A 24,679-nucleotide genomic window follows, 5' to 3' on the forward strand; every position below is an offset into this window, starting at 1 on the left:
GAAAGAAAGACAAAGATGTCCGAAAAACGGGAAACCGCTCTCCCCTTAAGAAAAACCAACCGCAGGCTGCGGACTGAAGACTGCATCGTCGTCGACAAGCGCGAGCTGCGCAAAGCCCAGCTCGGCGCAGGCGTGGGCAACTTCATCGAGTGGTATGACATTGGGATCTACGGATACCTGGCCATCACCATGACGAGTGTCTTCACCGAAGGCATGGACCAGCGCACCGGCTTGCTGGTGACGCTCCTGGGCTTCGCAGTGTCCTTCATTATCCGCCCGCTGGGTGGCATGATCCTGGGCCCGCTGGGCGACAGGATCGGCCGCCGCAAGGTGCTGTTCTTCACCATGGCACTCATGGCCTCGGCCACCTTCCTCATCGGCGTCCTGCCCACCGCGGGCAACGTGGGCCTGTGGGTCATCGTTCCGCTGTACCTGTTGAAGATGCTGCAAGGGTTCTCCACCGGTGGCGAGTACTCAGGTGCCGCAACCTACGTGGCCGAGTTCTCCCCGGACAAGCACCGTGGGTTCTGGACGGCGCTGCTGAACACCGGAGCCCAACTCGGCTTTGCCGCCGGTGCGGCAGTTGTTGCGGCCACCACCATGATCACCACGTCCGTGTGGGGCGAGGAAGCAATGCGCGACGGCGGCTGGCGGATACCGTTCCTCCTGGCCCTGCCGCTCGGCATCGTCGCGATCTCCCTCCGCAACCGGATTCCGGAATCACCCAGCTTCGAGGCCGTGCATGAGAAGACCGAGACCGCGGACGTGGACCCGCTCTTCGTCCGGCAGAACCTGGCCAGCATCCTCCGGCTCTACTGGCCGCAGATCCTGATCGGCATCGCCCTGATCGCCGCCGACGGTACGTCCTCCTACACCGTGACCAGCTACATGCCGACGTATTTGGAAACGCAGATCGGCATGGCCGCTGTCCACACGGCCGTGGCGACGGTGATCATCCTGCTCATCCAGGCGCTGATTGTCCCGGTGGTTGCGCGGTGGTCGGACAGGATCGGCAGGAAGCCCATCTACACGGTCGCCACCATCGGCAACCTCGTCCTGTTGGTTCCGGCCTTTGCGTTGATGCACATTGGCGAGGTCTGGTCGCTGTACCTGGCGTTGTTCATGGTCTCGCTGCCCAGTGCCTTCTTCCTGGCACTGACCGGTGCTGCGATGTCCGAGTTGTTCCCCACGGCCTCCCGCTACGGCGGAGTGGGCTTCACGCACAACGTGGCCATCTCCCTGTTCGGTGGAACCACTCCCCTGATCAGCCAGATCCTGGTGGAGTTCACGGGCAACTCGTTCGCTCCGGCGTTCTACGTCATGTTCTTCTCGGCGGTGGCGTTGTTTGCGCTGACCAGGATGCGTGAAACCGCGGGACGGCCGCTGCTCGGATCGGTTCCGGTTGTCGCCAGTGCCGAGGAAGCCGACGCTTTGGTCAGGGACCAGGACACCAACAAGCACATTGACACGTCCACCATGCTGCTGGTTCCGGTACCCACCGGTTCGGGAAAGCACAGCGCCCTGTAACTATCCGGCGGCTCATCACCCCGACGCGCTACTTAGTGGCATGTGGATGATGGGTATGTACGTCAACCAACACCACCGACCCATCGTCGACGTAAAACCAGATTCGTGCTCCATTTGAGAGCTCGTGCTGGCGTCGGCGGTGGGTCGCTCCTTTGTGGGTGACGGATTCCAGGTCGCCCTTCATGGATTCACCCTCCGGCCCGAGGGTCGTCTACCACTTCAGGTTCATCGAGCCAGTCCAAGTCATGGTCCGGTGTGTAGCCGGCGGCAATGGCTTCGGCGGTAGCCCGCCATTCGGCGAGCATCACAAAGAGTCGGTCGAAGCTGGAAATTGCTGCGCAAGCACGGGCAACCTCTACAATTTCCGAGGCGAACTGCTCTCGCTGATCGTGGGGCAGGAACCCCAGCCACGGAAATGGCGCGAGCAATCGTTCAGCGAAACTGGCGGGGCCGGGGGCGAGGGACGCCGCAACCAGGTTGGACGCCAATCGCAAAGCATCATGCTCTTGCTCAAGGGTGCTGGACCGGACAAGCGTCAGTGGCGCACCATCGCGTCGGGTAATGGTAACCGGCCCTTCTTCAGCTGCCCGAAAGACCGAGCCTGGATTGCGCGACAAATCGGACGACGTGGCGGAGCGTGAGTGGGCCATAACGAACATGCTTCCATTGTTCTGAATAAGTTCAGAACACGCAACCCCGGCTCATTGACCCAGGTGGCCTGTTGCCGCGAGGACCTTGTCCAGCCAGCTCACGCGGTTGGCAAAGCGTGCCGTCTTGCTGGGCACGGTCCAGCGGAAAGCGTCGTGTTCCCAATCGAGGGTAAGGCGCCGCTGGCCCGTGACGGCCGTGAAGGTGTGCACGAACCACGGCGCCCCGGCGTCGTCGCTCAGCATCAGCACCGGGCCTTCGCGGAGTTCCTGGATGTCGGCAGCGTGCAGCCCCGTCTCTTCGGACAATTCCAGCAGTGCCTGCTCCCCGGGCGAGACTCCCTCATCCACGTACCCCGTGACGCAGTGCCAGCGGCCGCGGTCGTGCGACGGGCCCTGGCTGCGCTTGAGCAGTGCGATCTTGCCGCGCCATTCGATGACGACGGCCACAACGGTGTGGCCTGCAAGATGCATCGATGGCTGGACGGCCGGCGACTGGACGACCGGCGTGTGGATGGAGGGCGATTCAGCGGTGGTAATGGTCATGGCGGGGTCCCCCTATAAAAGCAGGGCTACCGCGAGCCCGCGGAAAATGTGTGGGCCTGCTCAAGGTACATGCCCTCCCACGGAGAGCACACCACGCGGCCGGCGGGGTTGAATTCGCGGATTCCAGCGTTCTGCTGCGCGGCAGTTGCGCCGAAGTCCCCGCCCACGTTGGCGGAAAGATCAACGTTCAGCATGCGGATTTTCCCTTCTGGTCCAGCTTCGAGTTCGTCCTCGCAGCCCTTGGTCGTTCAAAGTTTCAGAACATTCATTAGTTGGTCATACCGTTCATTGAATGAACGGTATGCAGATAACTATGGCATGAGTCACGCCGTCACGCAAGGCAAAAGCGCACGTGAAAACAAGCAGCCGAAACATGACAAAAGCGGACGACGCCGGGTGCTTCCCGCCGTCGTCCGCTGCCTTGTTGTTTGGGGTGCTGCCGCTAGGAGGCTTCCGCGGTCCGCCGCCTCCGGAGACGGAAACCACGCACGTGCTCGCGGAACGTTTTCGGGCTTCGCCGGCTGACCATGATCACGCAGGCGACCCCGGTCACCAGCACCACGGCACCGCCAGCCGCCACCGCCCAGCGCGCGCCGAATTCAGTGCCGATCCACCCCATGAGCGGCGCGCCGATCGCGGTTCCGCCCTGCAGGATGGCCAGGTACAGCGCGAGGACGCGGCCACGGAACTGCGGTTCAACGGACAACTGGATGGTGGTGTTGCAGCTGTTAAGGAAGGTGATGGAGGCAAGGCCCACCGGGATGAGGACCGCGGCATAGATCCAGAACGACGGCGCGATGCTCGCCACGAGCGTAAAGGCACCGAGGCTCAGGGCCCCGCCCAAGAGGAAGCGCAGCCGCGGGCCGGACCGGCGGGCGGCAAGCAGGGCGCCCGCCAGCGTTCCCACCGCCATGATGGAACCCAAGGCGCCGAACTCCTCCGGGCCCATGCCGAACTCTGCCGTGGCCATCAAGGAATTAGTGACCGGGAAGTTCATGCCGAAGGCTCCGAGCATGCCCACCATGGCCATGATGAGCACCAGGTCCGGACGCTGCCGGACGTAGCTCAGGCCGTCAACAAACTGATGCTTGCCACGGGCTACGAGTGCGGTGGGTTCCAATTGCGCGGTCTTGACGCGCAGCAAGGAGATGATGACAGCCACGAAGCTCGCCGCATTCAGGATGAAGACCGGTCCGGTGCCGATCCAGGCGATGAGCACACCGGCGATGGCGGGACCAGTGAGGCGGGCACTGTTGAAGGAGGCGGAGTTCAGGGCCACGGCGTTGGACAGCTTGTCCGGGCCCACGAGCTCCGACACAAAGGCCTGCCGTGCGGGTGCGTCCATGGCGGCAGCCAGGCCCAGTGCGGCAGCGGCGACATAGACATGCCACAACTGGGCTACTCCGGTGACCACCAGGAGTCCGACGACCAGGCCGCAGACGCCCATGGCCGCTTGGGTCCAGAGCAGGATCACGCGTTTGCGGTAGCGATCAGCCAGCACGCCCGCGTAGGGACCGAAGAGCAGCATGGGAAGAAACTGCAGGGCCGTGGTGATGCCGACGGCTGTTCCGGAATGGTTGGTGAGGATTGTCAGGACCAGCCAGTCCTGGGCCACCCGCTGCATCCATGTTCCGATGTTGGAAACCAGCGCGCCGCCGGCCCACAGCCTGTAGTTGGGACTCTCAAGGGCCCGGAACATGGCGCTCATTTGGCGCTCATCTCCTGCATGATGTGGGCGGCGCGGCTGAGGACCAGCCGATCCTGTTCGCTGAGCCCGGCAACCCGCTGGGCCAACCACGCAGTCCGCTGGCTGCGGGCTTCGGCAAGGACATCCTGCCCGGCCGGGGTGATGCTGATCTGGACCTGGCGCCCATCCCCCGGGTGCGCCTGCCGCGCCACGAAGCCCTGCTCCGTCAACGCATTCACGATCCTGGTCATGGACGGCGCTTGGACGTGCTCGCGTTCGGCCAACTCCCGCAACGTCTGGGACGCGGTGTTGAGGTGGGCAAGCACGGTGTATTGGCCGGGAGTGATGACATCGCCCGTGGCTTCGATGCGGAGCCGGCGGGACGTGCGCATCACCGCGGTACGGAGGTCGATGGCGAGCGCGTCGGGTTGGATGTCCGCTTCGGCGTCGGGTGGACCGGCTGGCGTGGTTGCGTCGGCTGGCGTGGCCGTGTTGGCAGCAGTCAAGGGGAGGCGCCTCCTGAGGTTGGCATAATAGTTAGCAGTGCTAATTAGCTCCGCTAACTATTATGCTCCTTTACTCAGGTTGCTGTCCATGGAAGGTGATGAGGGCTACGTCCAGGCCCCCGCGCGCACCGCATCCGCCGTGGCTTCCTCGACCGCGCCAAGTTCCTCCACCACCTTCAGCGCACCACGCACCGCGATGGCGACGCTCATCAAGGTAGGGTTCATCGCCGTTGCCGTCGGAATCAGCGCGTTGCCGCCCACCATCAGGTTCTGGTAGCCCCACACCCGCGACCAGGGATCGGCAACGGAAGTTCCGTCGTCGGCCTCCCCCATCCGCAGCGTGCCTTGGTAGTGCAGGCTGGAGCCGTTAGGCATCAACCGGGGTTCGGCCACGAAGAAGCCCAAGGCCTGGCCGGCCCGGCGCAGCCTCGCCGTGGCATCCTCGATCTCGGCCGTCTCCCGCTCAGTGAGGGCGTAGCTGATGGTCATGTTCGGGAAGCCGCGGTAGTCCAGTTCGTTGTCGTCAAAGGTCACGCCATCCTCGAACCGGGGGTGTTTCCGCATGCCGTAGCCCATGTTGACGTAGCCCCAGCGGTTGCGTGCGAAGGGAGCGTCCTCCGGCAGGGGGAACGGCGTGGTTTCGGAGTACATCACCTGGACGGAGAAAGGGTGGTCCGGCTCGGAGAACGGGATGCGGTTCACCGCCGCAACCGGGTCCGCGGGGTTCTGGGCCCGGCGGGCGAGCTCCGCGTCGAGGTCGGCCTCGGTGGCAAACCGCTCCATCTTCTCTGCATCGAGGGCAACGGTGGAGATCACCACGGGATGCTCGGTCAAGTAGCGGCCCAACGCCTGGGGCCGGATATCCGAGGCCCACAGGAGCTGGGGTGAGCGGAAGGCGTCTGCAGCTACCACCACAAGGTCCGCGGAAACGAAGGAGGTGGTTCCCGTGCGGAGGTCCTCCACGGTGACACCAGTGGTCCGGCTCCCCTCGGTTTCCACCCGGCGGACCAGCGTGAGATCGCGCAGTTCGAAGCGGCGGGAGAGCGGTGATGCCTGGTCAATGAGCGGGCCAAGCACCACGTCCGCCCCGGCCCAGCGCATGGAACCGTCCGGCTGCGGATCACCGGCAACGGGCAGGGTGCCCACGCCGTAGCCTTCGGGCAGTTCGTCGCCGAACTCCTCCGACAGCAGGGACCGGATGGCCGCGCCGACTCCGGAGTCGGCGAAGGCTGCATCCTGGACATGGAGCAGGGACTTCGCCGCAGAAATCAGCGACTCCCACTCGGCGTCCCCGATAAAGGAAACCTTCTCGCTGAAAGCCGGAGACGGAGTTGCGCAGGTCCAGTGCGCGCCCTGGCCGCCGACATTGGTGGCCGCCGCCGCTGCAGGGAAGGTCCCGGCATGTGCCGAGCCCGGGCCACCGAAATCGAGCAAATGCGTGCCCTGCCGGGCAGTGAACATCCCCTCGGTGACGGTTCCGGCAGGGATGCCCAGTGACTCGCGGAACGCGCCCGCCTGGGGACCTTGGGACATTTCCCTCGCACGGGCTTTATGGTCGGCGTCAGGGATATTGCGGACGCTTTCACCAGGGCGTTCGGTCAGCTGGGGACCTGCCTCGAACATGACCACCCGGGCGTCAGGCAGGCCTTCCACCAGCAGGCGGGCGTAGGCGGAGCCGATCGGCCCGCTGCCAACGATGGCAATGGTGTGGCTAACAGACATGGCTTTCTCCTTCATGGGAGGTCAGGCCGGAACCGGCTCGGTGTTGGGTGAACGGACAGCGTCCGGTTCGTCGGACAGCCGTCCTTGCGGCAGCAGAACGGCGGCAAGGATGCCGAGTGCATAGGTGACAGCAAGCGCACAGAAGATCGGGGAGAACACCGAGGCATAGATCGCGGCCACCGACTCCTGGATGGCGGGAGCCGCTTGGTGCACCGATTGGGGCGTCAGCGTTGCGGCGTCCATGCCCGGGGGCAACAGAGCCGCCACGCCGAATCCGATGGTGCCACCGATGACGGCGGTGGCAACGGTGGACCCAATCTGCCGCACCAGGTTGATGGTGGCCGTGATGCTTCCGGTCTGGTTGGCCGGTGCGGCGCTTTGGACCACGGCGACGATCAGGCTCATGAAGGAGCCCGTCCCCAACCCCACCGTGGCCATCACGGCCATGGGCACCCAGAGCGGAACCCCCACCGGGAGCCCGGCCATAACGAAGAGCCCCGCCGAGGCCATGCAGGTCCCGATGATCGGAAAGATCCGGTACTGGCCGGTGCGGCTGGCCAACCATCCCGTCAGCAGGTTGCTGGCCAGCATGCCCAGGACCGTGGCGATGGGAACCAGGCCGGACACGGTGGCACTGACCTGGTAGGCCATCTGAAAGTAGGTGGGCAGGTAGGCGGTGATGGAAAAAAGCCCGACGCCGATAATCGCCGAGAGCGCGGTACCGGCGGCAATCGTGCGATTGGCGAAGAAACGCAAGGGGACGATTGGCTCGGGCACCCTGCGCTCGATGATGAAGAACGCCAGCAGGGCCACACCCGCAACCACCAGGGCTGCCACGGCCTGGACTCCGCCGCTGCGTTCCGCTGCCCACGTCACGCCAAGGACCAGGGACACCAGACCCAAGGTGAAAGCGGCAGCGCCGGCCACGTCGTAGTGCCGTGGAAGCTGTCCACGCTCAAGTTTCGGCACCGCCACGAGGGCAAGCGCCAGGGCAACAATGCCTACCGGAAGGTTGATCCAGAAGACCCAGGACCAGCCCCAATAGTCGGTGATGGCCCCGCCGAGCACCGGCCCCACCAGGATGGCGATTGGAAAGGCCGCCCCGATGATCGCCATGTACCGAGGGCGTTCCCGGGGCGTGGTGACCCTGGCAATGATGGTTTGCGACATGAGCTGCAGCCCGGCCGAGCTCGTGCCTTGGACCACCCGGGAAACGACCAGCCAGGTCATGTCCTGGGCGAATCCGCAGGCGAGGGAGGCCCCCAGGAAAACCAGGAGGGAAGCCAGGAAGACCCTCCGCGGACCAAGGACATCACCGAGTTTTCCCAGGACGGGAAGCAGGACGGTGCTGGCCAGGGTGTAGCCCACCACCACCCAACTCATGAGCTCCAACGCCCCGAGCTCACCGGCAATGGTAGCCAGCGAGGTGGAGACGACGGTGTGGTCCAGTGCGCCCAGGAAGGACACGGTCAGCAGCGATGCGACCAGGAAGCGTAGTTTCACAGTGGAAAGTGGCATGGTTTTCTGCCCGAACGATCGGGCCGTCGACGCGACGGTTTGTGCCCCGGCTGCATCATCACTGCCGGGAACGGATCCTTGAGGGGATCCCGACGCCACTTTCATCTTAGTTTGACTTTAGTCTGAAAGCAACAAAAGATTGCAGTTCTTAGACCCTGGCGCGGGCGCGGTTTCGGTCCCGGGCCCGCGGCACGGAGCAGCCTTCGACGGCGGCAGCCACAGTGGCGGTCAACGCGCCGATGCATTCAACCACCATGCGTACCTCGTCTCCCTCGGCAAGCGGTGCCGGCGTCAGGTCGCCGCGACGGCCCCACAACTCGCCGAGGCAGCCTCCGTTGCCCACCGTCCCGGAACCCAGGACATCGCCGAACACTACGCGGGAATTCCTGGAGGCGTAGGACACCAGCTCGGGGAACGTCCACCCCATATTGGACACGAGATCCTCCCCCACGAGCTCGCCGTTGACGAAGACTTCCGCCCGCAAGGCCAGGAACCCGTCAGCGTCGAGGTACGGTTCAAGCTCGTCTGCCGTGACAATCCACGGCCCCAGGCTTGTCCCGAAGTCCTTGCCCTTGGCGGGACCCAGACGGACCTTCATCTCCCGCGACTGGATGTCCCTGGCAGACCAATCGTTCATGATCGTGTAGCCAAAGATCGCGTCGGCGGCGTTTTTGCCTGACAGGTTGGAGCCGCCGGCGCCGCCAATCACGGCCGCAATCTCAAGCTCGAAATCCAGGCGCTGGGTCACCGGCGGGATCACCGGTTCGCCCGGCCCCAGCACCGTGTGCGGATTCGTGAAGTAGAACGTGGGAGCCTCGTACCATTCCGGCACCACCTCGCTCTTGCCGTCCACGGAGGCGCTGACTCCTTCCACATGCTCCTCAAAGGCAACGAAATCCCTGATCGCCGCGGGGACCAGCGGCGCAAGGAGCCGGACTTCGGCAAGCGGCCGCCCGGCGTCGTGGTTTACCCGCCCAAAGAGATCCCGGGCACCATCCAAGCCGCGCGCCAGCACCTCGGCCACGCGGAGTCCATTGGGAAACGGCACCGCGGTGTTGTCAATGATGAAGCCCTCACCGGTCTCGGCGCCGTCCTGCCAGCGCGCGATTCTCATGCCCGCACCCGCTGTTCCAAGAGTGCAGAGGCGTTGCCGGACAGGATCTGCGCTGTCACGTCGGACGGCAGTCCGGCAGCGCGAACCTCGCCAACGGGATCCTCCGGCCCCATGTCGAACGGGAAATCGCTACCCATGAGGACCTGCGAAGGTCCCGCGACATCCACGAGGTGACGCAGGGCCGAAGGATCGTGCACCACGGTGTCGAACCAGATCCGGCGCAAGTAGCTGGACGGCTCCTCGGCACAATCGCGGGCTTCGGGGCGGACGCGCCAGGCATGGTTGGAGCGGCCGATCGCCGTGGGCAGGTATCCGCCTCCGTGGGCCGCGAGGATCTTCAAGCCGGGGTGCCGGTCCAGGACGCCGGAGAAGATCAGGTGCGAGAGGGCAACGGCGTTTTCGGCAGGCTGGCCCACCGTGTTGGACAGGTAGTACCGGTCAAGACGCTCATCCAGGCTGCAGCCGAACGGATGCAGGAAAACGACGACGCCCAATTCCTCCACGCGGCTCCAGAAGGGCTCCAGACGTTCGTCGGACAACTCGACGTCGCCGGAGAACGAGGAAATCTCGATGCCGGCCAAGCCGCGGCCCAGGATGGCGTCATCGACGCATTCCACGATCCGCCCGGGATGCTGCAGCGGCACGAGGCCCAGGCCGGTGAGGCGTTCAGGTGCCCGGGCCACGTGCTCGGCCACCAGGCGGTTGGCCTCGGTGGCGCTCCACACGGCCAGGCCCTCCTCGGCCCAGGGGTAGAAATGGTTCGGCGAGGCACTGACCCACTGGTGGTCAACGCCTTGGGCGTCCATCGCAGCCAAGCGGGCGCGGACATCGGTGAGTTTCGGGAACCGCTCGCCGATCATCCGGCCCGAAGCGGCCAGGCTTGCGGGACCGTTGCGACGGGCATCGAGTTCGGCCGCCGCTTTGAAGGCCTCGGGAGCACGCCGTTCCACCTCGGCCTGGAGGGAAGGAAGGAGCACGTGGGCGTGGACATCGATGGTCATGCCGGTACCGCCATCTTCTGCGCGATGCCGAACAGCAGGCCCGGAGCGTCTGCGTCCTTCTTTCCCTCGATCTGCCATTCGCCCAGTTGCACGGAAGCGTCCACCACGGCCTGCACACGGGGAACCCTGCGCTCGTGGAAGGTGTCCCAGAGTTCTTCGCTGACCTGGTCCGCGTCCACCAGGAGCTCGGCCAGGACTACGGCGTCTTCGAGGGCCTGCGCGGCACCTTGGGCAATCGTTGGCGGGCAGCTGTGGGCGGCATCCCCGATGATGACGACGGGTCCGCGGTTCCACCGGCCGGGCACCAGGTGCTTGGTGAACCAGGTGTAATTGACCTTGGCGCCCTGGTTGAGGTCCTCGCGGATCGAGTTCCACGGACCGCCATAGGCCAGGGATTCCCCGCGCATGATCTCCACGGCCTGGTCATCGGATACCCCGAAGCGGTCCTGCGCCTTCTCCACAAGGAACGCGTACATGGTGTCCTCGCCGGTGGGCGTGTAGCCGGCGATGTAGACCGGGCCACCGTAGTACAGCTCACTGTGTTCCACGTTCTTGGGTCGCGACACGAAGGCCCGCCAGATGCCCATGCCCGTGGTCTCCGGCGAGGTCTCGATTCCCATGAGGCCCCGCACGGTGGAGTTCACCCCATCGGCGCCAATCAGGAGGTCGTAGGTTCCTGCCGAGGTCTCGTTGGCGAACACCTCCACTTTGTTGTCCGTGGCATCAAAGCCGGTAATTTTGGCTCCGAAAGTGGTCTTGGCGCCGGCCTTCTCCGCGTGCTCAAGGAGGATCTTGGCGAGGTCCGGACGGTACATGCCCATGCAGGCCGGGTAGTCCGGTCCGCCGGTCTTGACCTCTGGAAGCTGTGCGATCACCGGAGCATCGGGGCCAGGCGCCCTAAGGGTGAGCCCCTCAAAAGCCAGGCCCTTTTCCCCCACGTCCTCCCAGACGCCCAACGCGTCGAAAACGCGCAAAGCGTTGCCCTGCAGGGTGATGCCGCTTCCCAGGGCGCTCAGCTCCGGTTTGGCTTCGAAAACGTCGACGGCGATCCCCGCCTTGGCGAGCTGGATGGCGGTGGCCATGGCAGCCACGCCGCTGCCGGCGATCGCCACTTTCTGAACTGCTGTCATGATGTACCCCTTGGTTCTTGGGACTGGTTAGAGGATGGCGACGGGGTTGATGGGTGAACCCACCGCACCGGTGATGGGCAACGGGGCTGCCACCAGGAGGAACCCGTAGCGGCCGCGTGCGTGGCATGTGTGGGCCAAGGCATCCAGGTCCCACAGCTCGCCCACGGTCAGGCCCATGTTCGGGATGACCACTTGGTGCAGAGGCTGGAAAGCGGGAACGTCGAACTCGTTGGGACGGACCTCGAAGCCCCACGTGTCCGTGGCAATGGCGGCGATCTCTGTGCGGTGCAGCCAACCCGCCGTCGTCAGGGAAAGCCCGGGGGCGGGTCCGCCCGCGTAGTCTCCCCAGCCTTCGCGGCGCGCACGGCTGAGTTGGCCTGTCCGCACCAGGACGATGTCGCCGCGGCCAACTGCGCTCGTGGCGCCTTGGGCTGCGATGCAGGACTCCAGGTCCTCGGCGGTGATCGCGTAGCCGTCGGGAAGTTCGCCCGTGTCCGGTTGAAGGTGCCGGCCGAGGTCAAGCAGGACACCGCGGGAGACCGGAGACGCCGCCGCGTGCTCGATTCCGGTGACGAGGTCGCCGTCGCTCGTTACTACGTCTCCTGCACGGCGACCGTTCCACGCGTTGCCGTGGTCGAAGATGTGGCCCAGGCCGTCCCATTGGGTTGAGCACTGGAGGGGCATGGAAATGACGTCGTCTGCGCCGCCGAGGCCGTGCGGGAAGCCCTGCGTGCCGCGTTCCGCATCCGTTCCGGTGTCCAGCATGGTGTGGACGGGATTGGTGCGCCGGCGCCAGCCCTTTTGCGGACCGTTCATGTCGAAGGGTTGCGAGAGGGAAACAACCTCACCGTCGCGCACCAGCGAGGCTGCCTGCTTCCGCTTCGCGGCGTCGATGAAGTTCAAGGTCCCCAGGGCATCGTCCTCGCCCCAGCGGCCCCAGTTGCGGTATGCCTTTCCTCGGCGGGAGATTTCGCCGTCGGGGTCGTTGCGGTCCAGCGACGCGGGGTTTTCCAGCAGTTCAGCGTGATCCAGGTTCATGGTTCCTGCCCTTATCCCTGGCCGGTTTGTTCGGCGACGCAGCGCACTACCTGCGTTCCGAGGCCTTGGATGCTGCCCGTCATCACGTCGCCGTCGCGGAGGAGCCTTCCCCAGTGCGCTCCGTTGCCGGCCGGGCTGCCGGTCAGCAGGAGGTCGCCCGGAAGCAGCGGCATGTTCTGCGAAGCAGCCGACACCAGGGCAGGAATATCGAAGAGGAGGTCGTCGGTAGTGGCGTCCTGCATGACCTCGCCGTTGAGTTCCAAACGGACCTTGAGCTTGGACGGATCCACAAACTTCGCCGGCACCAGGAACGGCCCCGTAGGCAAGAAGCCGGGAGCGTTCTTGCCGCGGTACCAGTCGGTTCCGATTTCCTTCATGTCGCGGCGGAAGACGAGGTCTCGGGTGGTGATGTCGTTGACGATCGTGTAGCCGGCAACGTGGTCCATGGCCTCTGCCCTGGAGAGGCGGAATGCCTCGGTTCCGATGACGACAGCAAGTTCCAGCTCCCAGTCGTGCTTCTCGCTGTAGGCCGGGAGGACCAAGGGTTCATTGTCGCCGACAACGCAGGCCGGCAGCCCGATGAAGAAGTACGGCTCGCCGTTGGCTTGGCGGTCGTCCATCATCTTGCCCGCCCACTCGCGGGCCTCCTCCGGCGAGCGCGGATCGTCTTTGGACAGTCCTGCCACCACCAGGTCGATCACGTGCGTCCGATAGTTGGCGCCTGTCTGCAGCACTTGCCGGGGTTCCACGGGGGCAGTCAGCACCACGCTGTCCAACGCGACCCATGGACCGTCTTCCGCAGCGAGGTTCTCAAGGCGCTCCCAGTCCAGTGCAGCCAGGAACCCATTGAGGCCTCCGCTGCCGAGGTCTTGCTCCTCCAGCGGCCGGATGCGCCCGCCGGCAACCAGCCCCCAGCGAACGGCTTGCCCCTCGCGGAAGCGGGCCAGGGCAAATGGTGCTTCCATCCCGGTTTGGTCTGACGACGTCGTCATGAACGTAACTCCCCTCGCGGGCCGCCCTCGGCCCACCCTCATTTAATGTCAGAATTCGACATAAGTACATCAATTTGTGGTTATACCGGGCATCACCGGCATGGATGCCCACGCCGGTGATGCTGCCTGGCTGTCCAGCCCTGGGCTGCCTCTTCTAGCCCTGACCCTGCCGGGCGTACGGGTTGAACAGTGCTTCCTTGATCTCGTCCGGCACGCCTTCCTCGGTGGCACTCGGGCCATCGGCGGGCGGGAAGGACTCGGTCATGGACATGGGCATGGCACCGTTGCGGTACATGTTGTTCGAGCCCAGGGACGGGGTCCAGGTGTTGGGCTCCCAGTCCGGGACATAGTTGCGGTAGCCACCGGTGTTGAGCTCGATGCGGAGGCTGGACGGTTCGCGGTAGTAGAGGAAGTTCTGCTCGCCGATGCCGTGGATGGAGGGGCCGTACTCAATCGGCACGCCGTTCTCGATCAGGGTGTCCGCGGCGATCAGCAGTTCTTCGCGGGTATCCACCCAGAAGGCGTAGTGGTTGATGCGGCCTGCACGGGTGGAACCGTCCAGCACGACGCCCAAGTCGTGTGACTTCTCGTTGGTGGTCAGCACGGAGAACACCGAAATCGGAGCTTCGTCCAGGACGGTGCGGGCCATGATGCGGAAGCCGAGGACGTCGTTGTACCACTTGGCGAATCCGTCAACATCAGAGGTTGCGATGGTCACGTGGTCCAACTGGCGGGGCGCGCCGGCAACCATGCTTCGGCGGGCAGGGCGGTCCGGGTAGGTGGAGAGTTCGCTGCCCTCGGCCTGGTAGCGGGTGACGTCCCAGTGGAGGGTCATGCTGTGGCCCCAGGGACCCGTGAAGCGGTACGCCCGACCGATGCCGTGCCCGTCGATCCATTCACCGGCGACGCCCGCGGCTTCGATGCGCCGGGCCGCCTCTTCGAGGGCTTCCGCGCTGGAAGTACGCCATGCCATGGTTTCCAGGGCAGGCTCGGTGCCGGGAACCACCACCACGCTGTAGCGGTAGTAGTCGCCCCAGCAGCGCAGGTAAACGGCGCCGTCCACGCGGTCAACAACCTTGAGTCCCACCTGCTTGACGTAGAAGTCAACGGAGGCTTCGACGTCGGGAGTGGTGATGGCCACGTAGGAGAGGTGGGAGAGAAGCTTGATCATCTTCGATCCTTTCGGTGTTCTGTGAAGCTGTTCACATCAAGTCTCCGGCCGCACTGGCGCATCAGGGAAGACGATATTGCCTATGCCGAAGATCAGCCTTGCTTATGCTCTTGACGCAGCCCGGCGACGACCAGCTGGTCTGCCAGCAGCTCGCCAAGGTCCGGCAGCACGGCACCTTTTGAGGCAGCTTCCATGGCCCGGCGAAGGGCCAGCCGGGCGGACCCTTCATAGTGGTTCGGCGCACGCATTGATCCGCCTTCGGTCCCTGTCCTGATGCTTAGGCCAGACCCCAGGCCATCCCACTCCACCACCGTGCGAACCTTCGCCAAGGCAGTTACGCGAAGCAGCGGGGTCCGCGCCTTGGTCCCAAGCACCGCAGCCAGGACAGTCACCGGCACAGGATCGGCAACTGTTAACGGCCCGGCTTCAAGCAACGCCATGCCGCCTTCGGCCGGGATGGCCCCGCTGACGGCGTGGAGGGGTCCACCGGCGAGCACTTCAGCCCACCGGACGCCGTCGCGCAGGACCGGGTCAAGGTCACCGGAGGGAGCTGCGCACTCAACGGTGACCACTGTGGCGGGAGTCTCCTGCCGCCGTCGTACGGCCTCGGCGGCCGCGTCCGCCCGCAGGTGCGGCCGTTCGACGACGACGGGGATGCCCACCAGCCCGGCTTGCGCCGCGGCCGGAATACTTTGCGGATGACTTACGACGACGGCTGACGCGCCGGCCGCTTGGGCCTCCAACAGCTCCTCCCACCAGGCTCCCTCCCCGGGGATCACCACCACGGCACCGTTCGCAGTTTCAGCGTGCCAGGTACTACGTGGAAGTTCGGCCAAGGCGGCCCGATAGCGAGCGTGCGAGGCGACGACGGGAAAAACCGGGCTCATGGATGGACTCCCGTGGATGGCTGCACTTCGGTAAACATGGTGGCGAAGACGGCATCTGCCACGTCGATCGGATACAGGGCGTCCGCCAGGATCTGCCCGTAATCGACTGGACACGTTCCCGCCATCAACTCCCCGAACAACTGCCACTCGGCCTCGTAGCCGTCCTGCAGGGATTGCGGAAAGCGGGCGACGGAACCATCCCCGTTATGGACGGTGACCGCTCCGCTGCCCGCGTGGACGAAGGGTGGCGGATAGTCCAGATCCAGCCTGAGATCGGCGGTGGAGAAGGTCATGCGCCAGAGGGAGTCCGGTCCTTCCGGGAGCATGGTGAGGACCAGTTGGACACTGACGCCACTGGCTTTGAAGCCTACGGCGTAACCGATCGGCGGAACGAAGCGGGCGTACTGGATGTGCTCCAGGACCGGTGCGAAATGCCGGATGGCCGGGAGGTCGTGGATGGCCAGCCCCGTCAGCAATTGCTGCACGATGCCTGCCGCCACGGCAGGATCGCCGGTATTTGGCCTTCCCCGGGAAGGAGAAGGGAAGGGACCACCGTCATACACCACTTGGTGGTAGCGGCGGTTGGGAGGAAGCGCCAGAGTGACGGCGATGGATTGGAGGGGCCGCCCATGCTGCTTGAGCACCTCGCGGGCCTGCGCCCAGCCCTGATCATGGGCATGGTTGGTGCCGACCAGCAGGATGACGCCGGCTTCGCGGCAGGCAGAGACGACGGCGGCAGCCGCTTCCCGGGTGACGGCAAGTGGTTTCTCGCAAAAGATGGCGCGTTTTCCCGCGGCAACCGCGGCCAGGATTTGCCGCTCATGTTCGGACGGCGGAGTGCAGATGGCCACCGCGTCCACGCAGGGATCGGTCAGCAGTTCGTGATCACCCGATGACCACCGGGCACCCACTGGCTCCGCGAGCGCCTGCGCCCTGCCGCTCCCTCCGTCCGCGATATGGGCCACCCGGAAGCCTTCACCCAACCGCCTCACGGTGGGTAGATGCAGCGCGGCCACCCCCGGCCCGGCGCCCAGAAACCCTATGTTCACGCCTTCATCTCCCTTCTTTTGTCAGTATTATCCATAAGTGATTGCATTTCTGGCTATAGTTGCGGATTTCCGCACCATAGTGCCGTTACTGTGGAACAATCTGGAGGTATGACCACAGATTCGACCCTCCGGTTCGGCGCCCAAACAGACGAAGTCACCAGCCTGCTTCGCATCGTCAACCTCGTAAGAACCGGAGAAGCCACCACCCGACCGGAAATCGGCCGGGTCACCGGCCTGGGTCGCGGTGTAGTCACCCAGCGGGTGGACCAGGCGATCCAGATGGGCTTCCTGGGCGACGGCGAATTCGGCGCGTCATCCGGTGGCCGGGCACCCCGGACCCTCCGTTTCCAATCGGAGCGCGGCCGCATCATCGTGTGCGCACTCGGCGCCCTCCATATCCGCGTGGGGTACTCCGAACTTGATGGAGACATCGTGGAACAGCGGCACCGCGAGTGGGATATCGCCCGCGGGCCCGAGGAAACCTTGAAGGCCGCCATGGAACTCCTGGACGACCTCCTCAAAGACGCCGGAGACAAGCCAGTGTGGTCGGTTGTGGTTGGCGTTCCAGGCCCGGTGGACTTCGACAGCGCACAGCCCGTGGCGCCTCCCATCATGCCCGGCTGGAACGGCCATGACATACGAACTCCTTTCGAAGAACGGTTCGATGCCCCCGCCTGGGTGGACAACGACGTCAACCTGCTGGCCTTGGGCGAGCGGGCGCGGCGCCGGGATGCTTATGCCGACTTGATCTATTGCAAGATCGGCTCCGGCATCGGCGCGGGATTGCTCTCACAGGGCCGCATCCACCGTGGGGCCAACGGAGCGGCAGGGGACATTGGCCACGTCAGGGTGCCTGATTCCGAGGCACTGTGCCGCTGCGGCAAGGTTGGCTGCCTCGAGGCGGTGGCCGGCGGTTGGGCCCTGATCCGCGACGCCGAGCTCGCCATCAAGGAAGGCGCCACCGGCCCCCTCGCCACATCCGTGGAAAAGGGCAACACTCTCTCCCCCGAAGGCATCGCCCTCGCAGCCATCAGTGGCGACGGCCTGGCAGTCCGCCTCCTGCAGAGCTCCGCGCGCGTGGTTGGCGAGTCGATTGCGGCACTGGTCAACATGTTCAACCCCGGAATCATCGTGATCGGCGGCGCTATGGCCTCTGCCGGCGAGGTGTACCTCGCCGAGGTGCGGCAGCGGGTCTACGAGCTGTCGTTGCCCCTTGCCACGAGGGACTTGCGGATCCTGCTGTCCGTCAATGACGAACGCGAACCCCTCCGGGGTGGCGTGGAGCTGGCCCGCGAGCAGCTTTTCGAGGTGACCTTCCCGCGCTGGTTCGCCCAGGGCAAGCCGGGGCCGGTCAGGACCTTGGGAGCTGGCTAAGCGACGTCGCGGGAAACTCCCGCGACCGGAGCCTGCGTAGTCCGCAGGTTGGCTTCAAGGTGGAACGGGAGGACCAGCGGGCCCCCTCCCCCGCCCTGCAAGTACGGAACCATCAGTTCGAAGTCCACGGACACCCTGCGCGGGCGCCCGGGCGCGGCGAAGACTGCTTCTGGAAAAACCAGCACGAGCCGGTCCTGGATGAACCACCAGCCGGGCTCTGCGGCCAACGTGTCCGGCCGCACTTCCCGTTCACCGAGCCGCACGCGGAGCTCTTCCCCGACTGGCCGCCCGTCAACCTTCACAGCAAGGCCCGCGATACTGGACAGCGGCATGGAACGGATCCACGGCAGTCCGACGCGCAGCTCGTGGCCTTCGGTCGTATTACTCCACGCATCGTCGCGCAGGGCATTCTGCAACATCACACACTCCTTGACTCCATGGTCTTTTTGTCTGAAACTGACATAAGTTTGTCACTAAGACGCATATTTGGAAAGGCCCATCATGGAAGCCTCTTTGCCTGCCGGCTGGACGCTGGCCGCGAGCTCCTTCAACTGGACGCCGGACATCATCAAGGCGGAACGGACCCCGCAAGACATCGTCACCGACATCGCCGCCTCCGGCGTTGCCGATGTTGTGGAAGTGGAACCAGGTTCCCTCTGGCGGAGTTTTCCCGCACCACAGGACCTCGAAGTCGACGCCTTCCGGGAAGAACTGAAAGCGGCTGGTGGCCGGGTCAGCATTCTCGGCTGCAGCCTGGATGACTACACAACGACGACGGAACGCCGCACTACGGGGCAGCGGCTGGAGTTCCTCGTCCCCCAGTTCGATGCGGCCCGGCGGGTTGGTGCCACCGGCGTGCGCCTCCCGATCGGGCAAGCCGGACCCGAATTGCTTGAGCTCGTCCAACCCCTGCTGCACGATCTGGACTTGGTGCTGTTCGAGGAAATCCAAGGGCAGCAAGACCCGCGGAATCCACGCGTCCAGCCCGCGCTGGACCACATCGCAGCGCTGGACGACCCCCGCATCCGGGTGCTGGTGGACATCAGCATGTTGATGCCCGCCCTCCCGGTCAGCTATCTGGACGAACTGGCGCGCGGCGGAGTCTCGCCCGTGCTCTGCAACAGGTTGGAGTCTGAATGGAAGGACCCCGCCACCAACGACGCCATCATGGCTGCGCTCCGGTCAGGGACCGTTCCCCCGCGCATCCATACCCTGTTCATGAACCTCCTGATCCGGTTCGGGCGAAGCGACGCCGCGGACCTGAAGGAAATCCTCCCGTTGGTGGGCGGATTCCACCTCAAGTTCTGGGATCTGGACGATGCGGATCAACGGGTGTCCGGCCCGATCGAGGAGCTGGGCCATCTTCTGGCCCAGGAGGGATTCACCGGCACGCTGACCAGCGAATGGGGCGGCCATGAGTGGCTCCGGGACGATCCCTCGGAAATGACCCGCCGGCACCTGGCGCTGGCAGCGAAGTCGCTCGCCTAACCCGCCGCGGGCGTCAGCCGGGCAGCACGGCGGACCAGCCGCCGTCGATCATCAGGTTGGCGCCCGTGACGTAGGAAGCCTCATCGGAGGCAAGGAAAAGGGCGCATCGGGCAACCTCGTCGGGTGTGCCGATGCGCCCCAGGGGAATGTGCCCCGCGATCGCGTTCATGGGATGCCCCGGCGCCAGGAGGTCGCCTTCGGTGGCCGAGGTCCGGATCATGCCGGGGCTGACCGCGTTGACGCGGATTCCCAGTGGCGCCCCCTCGGCTGCCAGCTGCTTGGTCATGGCCACCACGGCGCCCTTGGTGGCGGTGTGGGCAAGGCGCCCGTTGGTCACCGAGCCGGTGACGCCGGCAGTTGAGCCAACAAGCACGACGGCGGAGCTTCCGGCTACTGCCAACTGCGGCCAGAAGTGCCGCACGGGCAGGAAGACAACATCCATCTCGTGGGCCACGTTCCACTGCCAGTCAGCAAAGGAGATCTGGTCCACAGGCGCGAAGCGGGTGGCGGCGGCGTTGGCGTACAGGATGTGGACCTGGCCGTGGGTCTTCGCGACGAGGCCGGCCCAGTCCGCGACGGCGGCATCGTCGGTCAGGTCCACGCGGGTGTTGCTGGCCTGGCCGCCCGCTTCGAGCACCATGTCCACGGTGGCGGCAGCGCCGTCGTCGTCCATGTCGCAGCCGACGACGACCGCCCCCTCCTCCGCGAACGCCAAAGCGGCTGCGCGGCCCTGGCCGCTGGCTATGCCGGTGATAACGGCGGTTTTGCCTTCGAGCCTGGGCTTGCGCAGCCGCATGTGGTTCCCCTTTATGTGGTTATTTGGTGCTGAAGGCGGCGTCGAACGCCGCGGCGGAGGGCTGGTAGGAGGAGAGCTTCCGGACGAAACCGAGCGCTTCCGGTGCCCCGACCAGGCGGTCCATGCCGGCGTCTTCCCACTCGACTGACAGTGGTCCGTTGTAGTCGATCGCGTTGAGCATCCGGAAGGCGTCCTCCCAGGGCACGTCGCCGTGACCGGTGGAGATGAAGTCCCACCCACGCCGCGGATCGGCCCAGGCGAGGTGCGAAGACAGCCTGCCATTGCGCCCGTTGCCGAGGCGCTTCTTCGTGTCCTTGCAGTGCACGTGGTAGATCCGGTCCTTGAAGTCCCACAGGAATCCCACGGGGTCTATGTCCTGCCAGACCATGTGGCTCGGGTCCCAGTTCAGGCCGAATGCCGCACGGTGCCCAATGGCTTCGAGGGTGCGCTGGGTGGTCCAGTAGTCGTAAGCGATCTCGGACGGATGGACCTCGTGGGCGAAGCGCACGCCAACCTCGTCGAAGACATCCAGGATGGGGTTCCACCGGTCCGCGAAGTCCTGGTACCCGGCGTCGATCATTTTCTCGCTGGCCGGGGGGAACATGGCCACGTATTTCCAGATGGCCGAACCGGTGAAGCCGGTCACCGTCTTGACGCCGAGCTTGGCCGCCAGACGGGCGGTGTGCTTCATTTCCTCGGCGGCCCGGCGGCGCACGCCTTCGGGATCGCCGTCGCCCCACACGATGTCCGGGAGGATGTCCCTGTGCCGCTGGTCGATGGGATCATCGCAGACGGCCTGGCCCTTGAGGTGGTTGGAGATGGTCCAGACCTTGAGGCCGTTGCGTTCCAGGACGTCCAGCTTGCCTTGGACGTAGGCGTCGTCATCCCAGCGCCACGGGTCCAGGTGGTCGCCCCAGCACGCGATTTCAAGCCCGTCGTAGCCCCACTCTCCAGCGAGCCGGGCGACCTCTTCGAACGGCAGGTCCGCCCACTGTCCAGTGAACAGGGTGATGGGTCGTGCCATGTTAACTCCTTCCAGGCTTTTACAAGCCCTATGCCTTGACTGGGACGTCTGCCGCCACGCGGGTCCACACGGAATCGTTGTCGGCGCTGCGTTCCACGGCTTCAAGGACGCGCTGGACCCTGAGCCCATCGGCGAACGTCGGGTGCGGGTCCGTGTTCCTGGCGATTCCTTCCACCAGGTCCTTCACCTGGTGGGAGAAGCCATGCTCGTAACCCAGCATGTGTCCGGCGGGCCACCACGCCGAAACGTAGGGGTGGACGGGCTCGGTCACCAGGATTTTGCGGAAGCCCTGCAGGTCGGCCGGAGCCGTGCGGTCGTAGAACTGGATGCTGTTGAGGTCTTCGAGGTCAAAGGCCAAAGCACCCTTGTCGCCGGAGACCTCGATGGACAGCGCGTTCTTGCGGCCTGTGGCGAAGCGCGTGGCTTCAAAGGATGCGAGCGCGCCCGACGCCAGCCTGCCAGTAAAGATCGCGATGTCGTCCACGGTCACTTGGCCGTATCCTGCGGCTGCTTTGCCGGCGAGCCCGGAACCCGAAAGACCAGTGCCGCTGCCCTGGAGGGGCCTCTGCTTCACGATCGTGTCCAGAACGCCGGAAACCTGCTCCACGTCCATGCCGGTCACGAACTCCACCAGGTCGATCGCGTGGGCACCGATGTCCCCCAAGGCACCAGACCCGGCATGTTCTTTTTGGAGCCGCCAGGCCAGGGGCATGTCCGGGTCAACCAGCCAGTCCTGGCGGTAGGAAGCGCGGACATGGGCGATCCGTCCCACCACTCCTTCGGCGATGAGTTGACGCAGGAAGGTCACGGCCGGCACGCGCCGGTAAGTAAAACCCACCATCGCTTTAACGCCTTTTTCGGCGGCTCGTTCAGCGGCGGCCGCCATGGCTTCCGCTTCTTCGACAGTGTTGGCCAGCGGCTTCTCGCACAGGACGTGCTTGCCGGCATCCAAAGCCGCAATGGCGATCTCCGCGTGCGAGTCACCCGGGGTGACAATGTCCACGATGTCGATGTCGTCCCTCGCAATGACGTGCCGCCAGTCCGTTGCCGATTCGGCCCAGCCCCATTTGCCGGCCGCCTTGGCAACGGCGGCGGCATCGCGGCCCACAATGACGGCCATCTCGGTTTCTGCCGGGAGGTCGAACACCCGAGGTGCCGTGCGCCAGCCCTGCGAGTGCGCCGCACCCATGAAGCCGTAGCCGATCATGGCCACCCGGAGCTTTTTCATGCGAGCACTACCTTGCGGTCCACGGCCACGCGGTTGCCGACGTAGCGCATGGGGGCGATCTGCATGTACAGCAGGCGGAGCGTGAGGATAACCTCGACGTCGATCTCCTCACCGGCTTCGGGGACGCGGTCAAGCGGGACAATGATCTCCGGCTTATCCGCGACGAACCACAGGGTCTCCCACTGATCCGGGAGTTCGGCGATGGTGTAGGACTTGCCCTGGAGCTCGAAGCGCAGTGCGGACGTGGGGATTTCCACGCCGTTCACGGTGGCAGCAACGTCGTCGACGGCGGACAGCCACAGGCTGCGGTACCAGGGCAACTGCACGGAAACAGAAATGCCCTCGGGGTGCCGGCGGACGTCAGCGTCCTGGAACAGGGAGTTGTGGGTTGCCATGATGATCCTTACTCAAAAGTCTCTACGAAGGTCTGGTGCGGAACCGGCGGCTGCGGTTCCAGTGTTTGCCGCGCCGAGGGGCTGTACGGGTGGTACTCCGCCGGGACGGGCTCGTCCGCCGGAGGCATGAAGACCGGCTTGCCGTCGTCGCCGAAGTACATGAGGTCCAGGGCAAACGCGTGCTGGTTCTTTTCGGCAAAACTGATCCAGTTCTCCTCGAAGGGAGCACGGAGAAGCTCGTAGCAGCGGAACTTCCAGATCTTCCATTCGCCGTCCTGGCGCAGGAAGTCCACGGCGTACTTGCACCAGACCCAGTGGGCCCAGACCTTCTTGCCTTGCACTTCGCCCGGCGAGTACATGTAGTCCGGGCTTTCCTTGGCCACCTCGGGGTCCGTCAGGCCTGACTCGTTGCCCGTCATGATCCACACGCCTTTGGCAGTCTCGCCATCTGCCGCCACTTCGATCACCGGAGTGGTGGTGTAGTGCAGGATCAGCTTGCCCACCGGATTGGGGCGTCCCTGGTGGTACCGGATGACGCTTTCGTAGTCCGTGTACTGCCCCGCGTTGGTATAGCGGGCGCGGATTCCGGGAGTGCCTGGCTTCACCCACAAAGGAATAATCTGTTCGTCCTGGAAGGCATTGTGCAGGTACATGTATCTGTTGAAGAGGTTCTCGATGTCGCCCCGGTCAGTGGCGCGACGGGCCAAGCGCTGCGCTTCCCTGAGTTCCTCGCGCAGTTGCTGGATCTCAGCGGTAAGATCCGTGTCGATTGCCGGCATCGCAGGCCTTCCTATGCTGAAACAGAGTCGGTGGCACGGGCCTCTTCGATGGCGCGGCGCATGAGGGCGTGCTGCTTCTTCACCAGCTCGATCGGATCGGACTCGCCCAGATCGGCGAACGCGTGTCCTTCCCATTCGCTGGACAGGAAGCCGGTGTAGCCACCCTTGACGAACTGCCGGACGATCCGCGGGATGTCCATGGCGGGTTCGTTGCCGTCCGCATCGATGTCATAGAACTTGGCGTGAACGTGGAACATCTGGGGCATGATGTCCAGCCATTCCTCCGGTGCAACCAGTCCATGCATGTTGAAGGCAAGGCGGGTGAAGGGTCCAAGCTGCGCGGGATCGAAGTTGTTGGAGCGGAGGTAGTCCTCGAACTCCTGGTTGCGCTCCTGCATGGGCAGCGGCTTGCGCCAGATGTCCTGCATTACCGCGAAGTGTTCCTTCGGCAGGCCCATCTGTGTCAGCGTGCGGAACAGGGTGGGCGAAAGGCTGTGCATGGTGGAGCTGAAGTCGGCGGTGAAGCCCAGCCGCTCGCTGTCGAGTTCCTCATACATCTCGCGGATCTGGAGGATCTTGGGGTCGTTGGGTCCCTGCGGAGCATGGATCTCATACCCGAGCTTCTGGTCGTACTTTTCGGCCAACGGCAGGAGCCTGCGGAGCAGTTCCTTGCCTGCGGATCGGATCACGATCTTGTTGAAGCCGAGCGTGTTGGCGGTCTTGAGCTGGCGTGCGAAGAACTCGAATTCTTCGTCCGGGGTCATGTCCCGGTCCTTGCGCCGGCCCATGTCCAGGTTGGTGCCGACCGCGCTGGGGGTCAGGCCGTAGCGGTCCATGCTGTCGCGCCACAGCTTGACGAAGTCCTCGTCCACGTCCGGGTAGGTGCGCAGCATCTGCGCGATGTTGAATTCAACGCCGGGACCCAGGCCCTCGTCGGCGACGGCCTTGATGAGCGTCTCAGGCGTGTAGAGGCCGGCGGCGAATTCGGAGGTCAGGGAGTAAAGGGTGATGCCAAGCTCGATGCCCGAGCCTGCGATGCCGTTAGACATAATGTGTATCC

The 24,679-nt window shown here is 64.9% G+C and carries 25 protein-coding genes; 3 read left to right on the top strand and 22 right to left on the bottom strand.

What is annotated here, in order from left to right:
- Window positions 1–15: 15 nt before the first annotated feature.
- Window positions 16–1,527 carry an MFS transporter gene (locus ACIQTZ_RS04815; RefSeq protein ID WP_402978029.1) on the top strand — a complete coding sequence of 504 codons (1,512 nt, stop codon included), beginning with the start codon at window positions 16–18 and terminating at the stop codon, window positions 1,525–1,527.
- Window positions 1,528–1,715: 188 nt separating this feature from the next.
- Here ACIQTZ_RS04815 and ACIQTZ_RS04820 read toward each other — a convergent pair whose 3' ends face one another.
- From ACIQTZ_RS04820 to ACIQTZ_RS04890, 15 genes are all read right to left on the bottom strand, one after another.
- On the bottom strand, window positions 1,716–2,177 hold the full coding sequence (locus ACIQTZ_RS04820; RefSeq protein ID WP_402978032.1) for a type II toxin-antitoxin system Phd/YefM family antitoxin: 462 nt from the start codon (window positions 2,175–2,177) through the stop codon (window positions 1,716–1,718).
- Window positions 2,178–2,228: 51 nt separating this feature from the next.
- The gene (locus ACIQTZ_RS04825) at window positions 2,229–2,720 is read right to left on the bottom strand and encodes an NUDIX domain-containing protein (RefSeq protein ID WP_402978035.1); all 492 of its coding nucleotides are present in this window, start codon (window positions 2,718–2,720) and stop codon (window positions 2,229–2,231) included.
- Window positions 2,721–2,746: 26 nt separating this feature from the next.
- A complete protein-coding gene (locus ACIQTZ_RS04830) occupies window positions 2,747–2,914 on the bottom strand; it encodes a hypothetical protein (RefSeq protein ID WP_402978037.1) in 168 nt (55 codons plus the stop codon).
- 248 nt (window positions 2,915–3,162) lie between these two features.
- Window positions 3,163–4,428, bottom strand: a complete 1,266-nt coding sequence (locus ACIQTZ_RS04835) for an MFS transporter (protein ID WP_400336746.1) — start codon at window positions 4,426–4,428, stop codon at window positions 3,163–3,165.
- Window positions 4,425–4,913, bottom strand: coding sequence for a MarR family winged helix-turn-helix transcriptional regulator (locus tag ACIQTZ_RS04840; protein ID WP_402978040.1), 489 nt, complete (start codon window positions 4,911–4,913; stop codon window positions 4,425–4,427). Before ACIQTZ_RS04840 ends, ACIQTZ_RS04835 begins: the two co-directional genes overlap by 4 nt.
- A gap of 105 nt (window positions 4,914–5,018) precedes the next feature.
- Window positions 5,019–6,635 (bottom strand): GMC oxidoreductase, encoded by a 1,617-nt coding sequence (locus tag ACIQTZ_RS04845; RefSeq protein ID WP_402978043.1) that lies wholly within the window; start codon window positions 6,633–6,635, stop codon window positions 5,019–5,021.
- Window positions 6,636–6,656: 21 nt separating this feature from the next.
- Window positions 6,657–8,153 (bottom strand): MDR family MFS transporter, encoded by a 1,497-nt coding sequence (locus ACIQTZ_RS04850; protein WP_402978046.1) that lies wholly within the window; start codon window positions 8,151–8,153, stop codon window positions 6,657–6,659.
- A 148-nt stretch (window positions 8,154–8,301) separates the two neighbouring features.
- Window positions 8,302–9,267 carry a fumarylacetoacetate hydrolase family protein gene (locus ACIQTZ_RS04855; protein WP_402978049.1) on the bottom strand — a complete coding sequence of 322 codons (966 nt, stop codon included), beginning with the start codon at window positions 9,265–9,267 and terminating at the stop codon, window positions 8,302–8,304.
- The gene (locus ACIQTZ_RS04860; RefSeq protein ID WP_402978052.1) at window positions 9,264–10,268 is read right to left on the bottom strand and encodes an amidohydrolase family protein; all 1,005 of its coding nucleotides are present in this window, start codon (window positions 10,266–10,268) and stop codon (window positions 9,264–9,266) included. The genes ACIQTZ_RS04855 and ACIQTZ_RS04860 overlap by 4 nt, the downstream gene beginning before the upstream one ends.
- A complete protein-coding gene (locus tag ACIQTZ_RS04865) occupies window positions 10,265–11,398 on the bottom strand; it encodes an FAD-dependent monooxygenase (protein ID WP_402978055.1) in 1,134 nt (377 codons plus the stop codon). Before ACIQTZ_RS04865 ends, ACIQTZ_RS04860 begins: the two co-directional genes overlap by 4 nt.
- Before the next feature lie 27 nt (window positions 11,399–11,425).
- Window positions 11,426–12,436 (bottom strand): cyclase family protein, encoded by a 1,011-nt coding sequence (locus tag ACIQTZ_RS04870; RefSeq protein ID WP_402946152.1) that lies wholly within the window; start codon window positions 12,434–12,436, stop codon window positions 11,426–11,428.
- 11 nt (window positions 12,437–12,447) lie between these two features.
- The gene (locus tag ACIQTZ_RS04875) at window positions 12,448–13,401 is read right to left on the bottom strand and encodes a fumarylacetoacetate hydrolase family protein (RefSeq protein ID WP_402978058.1); all 954 of its coding nucleotides are present in this window, start codon (window positions 13,399–13,401) and stop codon (window positions 12,448–12,450) included.
- 181 nt (window positions 13,402–13,582) lie between these two features.
- On the bottom strand, window positions 13,583–14,599 hold the full coding sequence (locus ACIQTZ_RS04880) for a VOC family protein (protein WP_400336737.1): 1,017 nt from the start codon (window positions 14,597–14,599) through the stop codon (window positions 13,583–13,585).
- Between the two features lie 92 nt (window positions 14,600–14,691).
- Complete coding sequence (locus ACIQTZ_RS04885; RefSeq protein WP_402978061.1) at window positions 14,692–15,486, bottom strand: hypothetical protein; 795 nt, start codon at window positions 15,484–15,486, stop codon at window positions 14,692–14,694.
- Entirely contained in the window at window positions 15,483–16,535 is a 1,053-nt protein-coding gene (locus ACIQTZ_RS04890) for a Gfo/Idh/MocA family protein (protein WP_402978064.1), read from the bottom strand. Before ACIQTZ_RS04890 ends, ACIQTZ_RS04885 begins: the two co-directional genes overlap by 4 nt.
- A 108-nt stretch (window positions 16,536–16,643) precedes the next feature.
- On the opposite strand from ACIQTZ_RS04890, the gene ACIQTZ_RS04895 reads away from it, so the two are divergent.
- Window positions 16,644–17,909 carry an ROK family protein gene (locus tag ACIQTZ_RS04895; protein ID WP_402978066.1) on the top strand — a complete coding sequence of 422 codons (1,266 nt, stop codon included), beginning with the start codon at window positions 16,644–16,646 and terminating at the stop codon, window positions 17,907–17,909.
- On the opposite strand, the gene ACIQTZ_RS04900 is transcribed toward ACIQTZ_RS04895, so the two are convergent.
- Window positions 17,906–18,328, bottom strand: coding sequence for a hypothetical protein (locus tag ACIQTZ_RS04900; protein ID WP_402978069.1), 423 nt, complete (start codon window positions 18,326–18,328; stop codon window positions 17,906–17,908). The genes ACIQTZ_RS04895 and ACIQTZ_RS04900 overlap by 4 nt on opposite strands.
- An 82-nt stretch (window positions 18,329–18,410) precedes the next feature.
- Between ACIQTZ_RS04900 and ACIQTZ_RS04905 the strand changes: the two genes are divergently transcribed.
- Complete coding sequence (locus tag ACIQTZ_RS04905; protein WP_402978072.1) at window positions 18,411–19,397, top strand: restriction endonuclease subunit R; 987 nt, start codon at window positions 18,411–18,413, stop codon at window positions 19,395–19,397.
- A 13-nt stretch (window positions 19,398–19,410) separates the two neighbouring features.
- Here the strand turns inward: ACIQTZ_RS04905 and ACIQTZ_RS04910 are convergent, their stop codons facing one another.
- The 6 genes from ACIQTZ_RS04910 to ACIQTZ_RS04935 are packed head-to-tail and all read right to left on the bottom strand — an operon-like array spanning window position 19,411 to window position 24,668.
- Window positions 19,411–20,193, bottom strand: coding sequence for an SDR family NAD(P)-dependent oxidoreductase (locus tag ACIQTZ_RS04910; RefSeq protein ID WP_402978075.1), 783 nt, complete (start codon window positions 20,191–20,193; stop codon window positions 19,411–19,413).
- Window positions 20,194–20,212: 19 nt separating this feature from the next.
- Window positions 20,213–21,217, bottom strand: coding sequence for a sugar phosphate isomerase/epimerase family protein (locus tag ACIQTZ_RS04915; protein ID WP_400336730.1), 1,005 nt, complete (start codon window positions 21,215–21,217; stop codon window positions 20,213–20,215).
- A 28-nt stretch (window positions 21,218–21,245) separates the two neighbouring features.
- On the bottom strand, window positions 21,246–22,445 hold the full coding sequence (locus ACIQTZ_RS04920) for a Gfo/Idh/MocA family protein (protein WP_400336729.1): 1,200 nt from the start codon (window positions 22,443–22,445) through the stop codon (window positions 21,246–21,248).
- The gene (locus tag ACIQTZ_RS04925; protein WP_402978079.1) at window positions 22,442–22,840 is read right to left on the bottom strand and encodes a DUF6379 domain-containing protein; all 399 of its coding nucleotides are present in this window, start codon (window positions 22,838–22,840) and stop codon (window positions 22,442–22,444) included. The genes ACIQTZ_RS04920 and ACIQTZ_RS04925 overlap by 4 nt, the downstream gene beginning before the upstream one ends.
- An 8-nt stretch (window positions 22,841–22,848) precedes the next feature.
- Complete coding sequence (locus tag ACIQTZ_RS04930) at window positions 22,849–23,619, bottom strand: nuclear transport factor 2 family protein (RefSeq protein WP_402978082.1); 771 nt, start codon at window positions 23,617–23,619, stop codon at window positions 22,849–22,851.
- An 11-nt stretch (window positions 23,620–23,630) separates the two neighbouring features.
- Entirely contained in the window at window positions 23,631–24,668 is a 1,038-nt protein-coding gene (locus tag ACIQTZ_RS04935; protein WP_400336726.1) for a sugar phosphate isomerase/epimerase family protein, read from the bottom strand.
- Between the last annotated feature and the right edge of the window lie 11 nt (window positions 24,669–24,679).

Source organism: Paenarthrobacter sp. NPDC090520 (genome assembly GCF_044769205.1).
GTDB lineage: Bacteria > Actinomycetota > Actinomycetes > Actinomycetales > Micrococcaceae > Arthrobacter.

What these genes read in the sequence shown, in the direction of transcription:
- ACIQTZ_RS04815 (WP_402978029.1), top strand. Translation starts at nt 16, where the DNA reads ATGTCCGAAAAACGGGAAACCGCTCTCCCCTTAAGAAAAACCAACCGC.
- ACIQTZ_RS04820 (WP_402978032.1), bottom strand. Translation starts at nt 2,177, where the DNA reads ATGGCCCACTCACGCTCCGCCACGTCGTCCGATTTGTCGCGCAATCCA.
- ACIQTZ_RS04825 (WP_402978035.1), bottom strand. Translation starts at nt 2,720, where the DNA reads ATGACCATTACCACCGCTGAATCGCCCTCCATCCACACGCCGGTCGTC.
- ACIQTZ_RS04830 (WP_402978037.1), bottom strand. Translation starts at nt 2,914, where the DNA reads ATGCTGAACGTTGATCTTTCCGCCAACGTGGGCGGGGACTTCGGCGCA.
- ACIQTZ_RS04835 (WP_400336746.1), bottom strand. Translation starts at nt 4,428, where the DNA reads ATGAGCGCCATGTTCCGGGCCCTTGAGAGTCCCAACTACAGGCTGTGG.
- ACIQTZ_RS04845 (WP_402978043.1), bottom strand. Translation starts at nt 6,635, where the DNA reads ATGTCTGTTAGCCACACCATTGCCATCGTTGGCAGCGGGCCGATCGGC.
- ACIQTZ_RS04850 (WP_402978046.1), bottom strand. Translation starts at nt 8,153, where the DNA reads ATGCCACTTTCCACTGTGAAACTACGCTTCCTGGTCGCATCGCTGCTG.
- ACIQTZ_RS04855 (WP_402978049.1), bottom strand. Translation starts at nt 9,267, where the DNA reads ATGAGAATCGCGCGCTGGCAGGACGGCGCCGAGACCGGTGAGGGCTTC.
- ACIQTZ_RS04860 (WP_402978052.1), bottom strand. Translation starts at nt 10,268, where the DNA reads ATGACCATCGATGTCCACGCCCACGTGCTCCTTCCTTCCCTCCAGGCC.
- ACIQTZ_RS04865 (WP_402978055.1), bottom strand. Translation starts at nt 11,398, where the DNA reads ATGACAGCAGTTCAGAAAGTGGCGATCGCCGGCAGCGGCGTGGCTGCC.
- ACIQTZ_RS04870 (WP_402946152.1), bottom strand. Translation starts at nt 12,436, where the DNA reads ATGAACCTGGATCACGCTGAACTGCTGGAAAACCCCGCGTCGCTGGAC.
- ACIQTZ_RS04875 (WP_402978058.1), bottom strand. Translation starts at nt 13,401, where the DNA reads ATGGAAGCACCATTTGCCCTGGCCCGCTTCCGCGAGGGGCAAGCCGTT.
- ACIQTZ_RS04880 (WP_400336737.1), bottom strand. Translation starts at nt 14,599, where the DNA reads ATGATCAAGCTTCTCTCCCACCTCTCCTACGTGGCCATCACCACTCCC.
- ACIQTZ_RS04885 (WP_402978061.1), bottom strand. Translation starts at nt 15,486, where the DNA reads ATGAGCCCGGTTTTTCCCGTCGTCGCCTCGCACGCTCGCTATCGGGCC.
- ACIQTZ_RS04895 (WP_402978066.1), top strand. Translation starts at nt 16,644, where the DNA reads ATGACCACAGATTCGACCCTCCGGTTCGGCGCCCAAACAGACGAAGTC.
- ACIQTZ_RS04900 (WP_402978069.1), bottom strand. Translation starts at nt 18,328, where the DNA reads ATGTTGCAGAATGCCCTGCGCGACGATGCGTGGAGTAATACGACCGAA.
- ACIQTZ_RS04905 (WP_402978072.1), top strand. Translation starts at nt 18,411, where the DNA reads ATGGAAGCCTCTTTGCCTGCCGGCTGGACGCTGGCCGCGAGCTCCTTC.
- ACIQTZ_RS04910 (WP_402978075.1), bottom strand. Translation starts at nt 20,193, where the DNA reads ATGCGGCTGCGCAAGCCCAGGCTCGAAGGCAAAACCGCCGTTATCACC.
- ACIQTZ_RS04915 (WP_400336730.1), bottom strand. Translation starts at nt 21,217, where the DNA reads ATGGCACGACCCATCACCCTGTTCACTGGACAGTGGGCGGACCTGCCG.
- ACIQTZ_RS04920 (WP_400336729.1), bottom strand. Translation starts at nt 22,445, where the DNA reads ATGAAAAAGCTCCGGGTGGCCATGATCGGCTACGGCTTCATGGGTGCG.
- ACIQTZ_RS04925 (WP_402978079.1), bottom strand. Translation starts at nt 22,840, where the DNA reads ATGGCAACCCACAACTCCCTGTTCCAGGACGCTGACGTCCGCCGGCAC.
- ACIQTZ_RS04930 (WP_402978082.1), bottom strand. Translation starts at nt 23,619, where the DNA reads ATGCCGGCAATCGACACGGATCTTACCGCTGAGATCCAGCAACTGCGC.
- ACIQTZ_RS04935 (WP_400336726.1), bottom strand. Translation starts at nt 24,668, where the DNA reads ATGTCTAACGGCATCGCAGGCTCGGGCATCGAGCTTGGCATCACCCTT.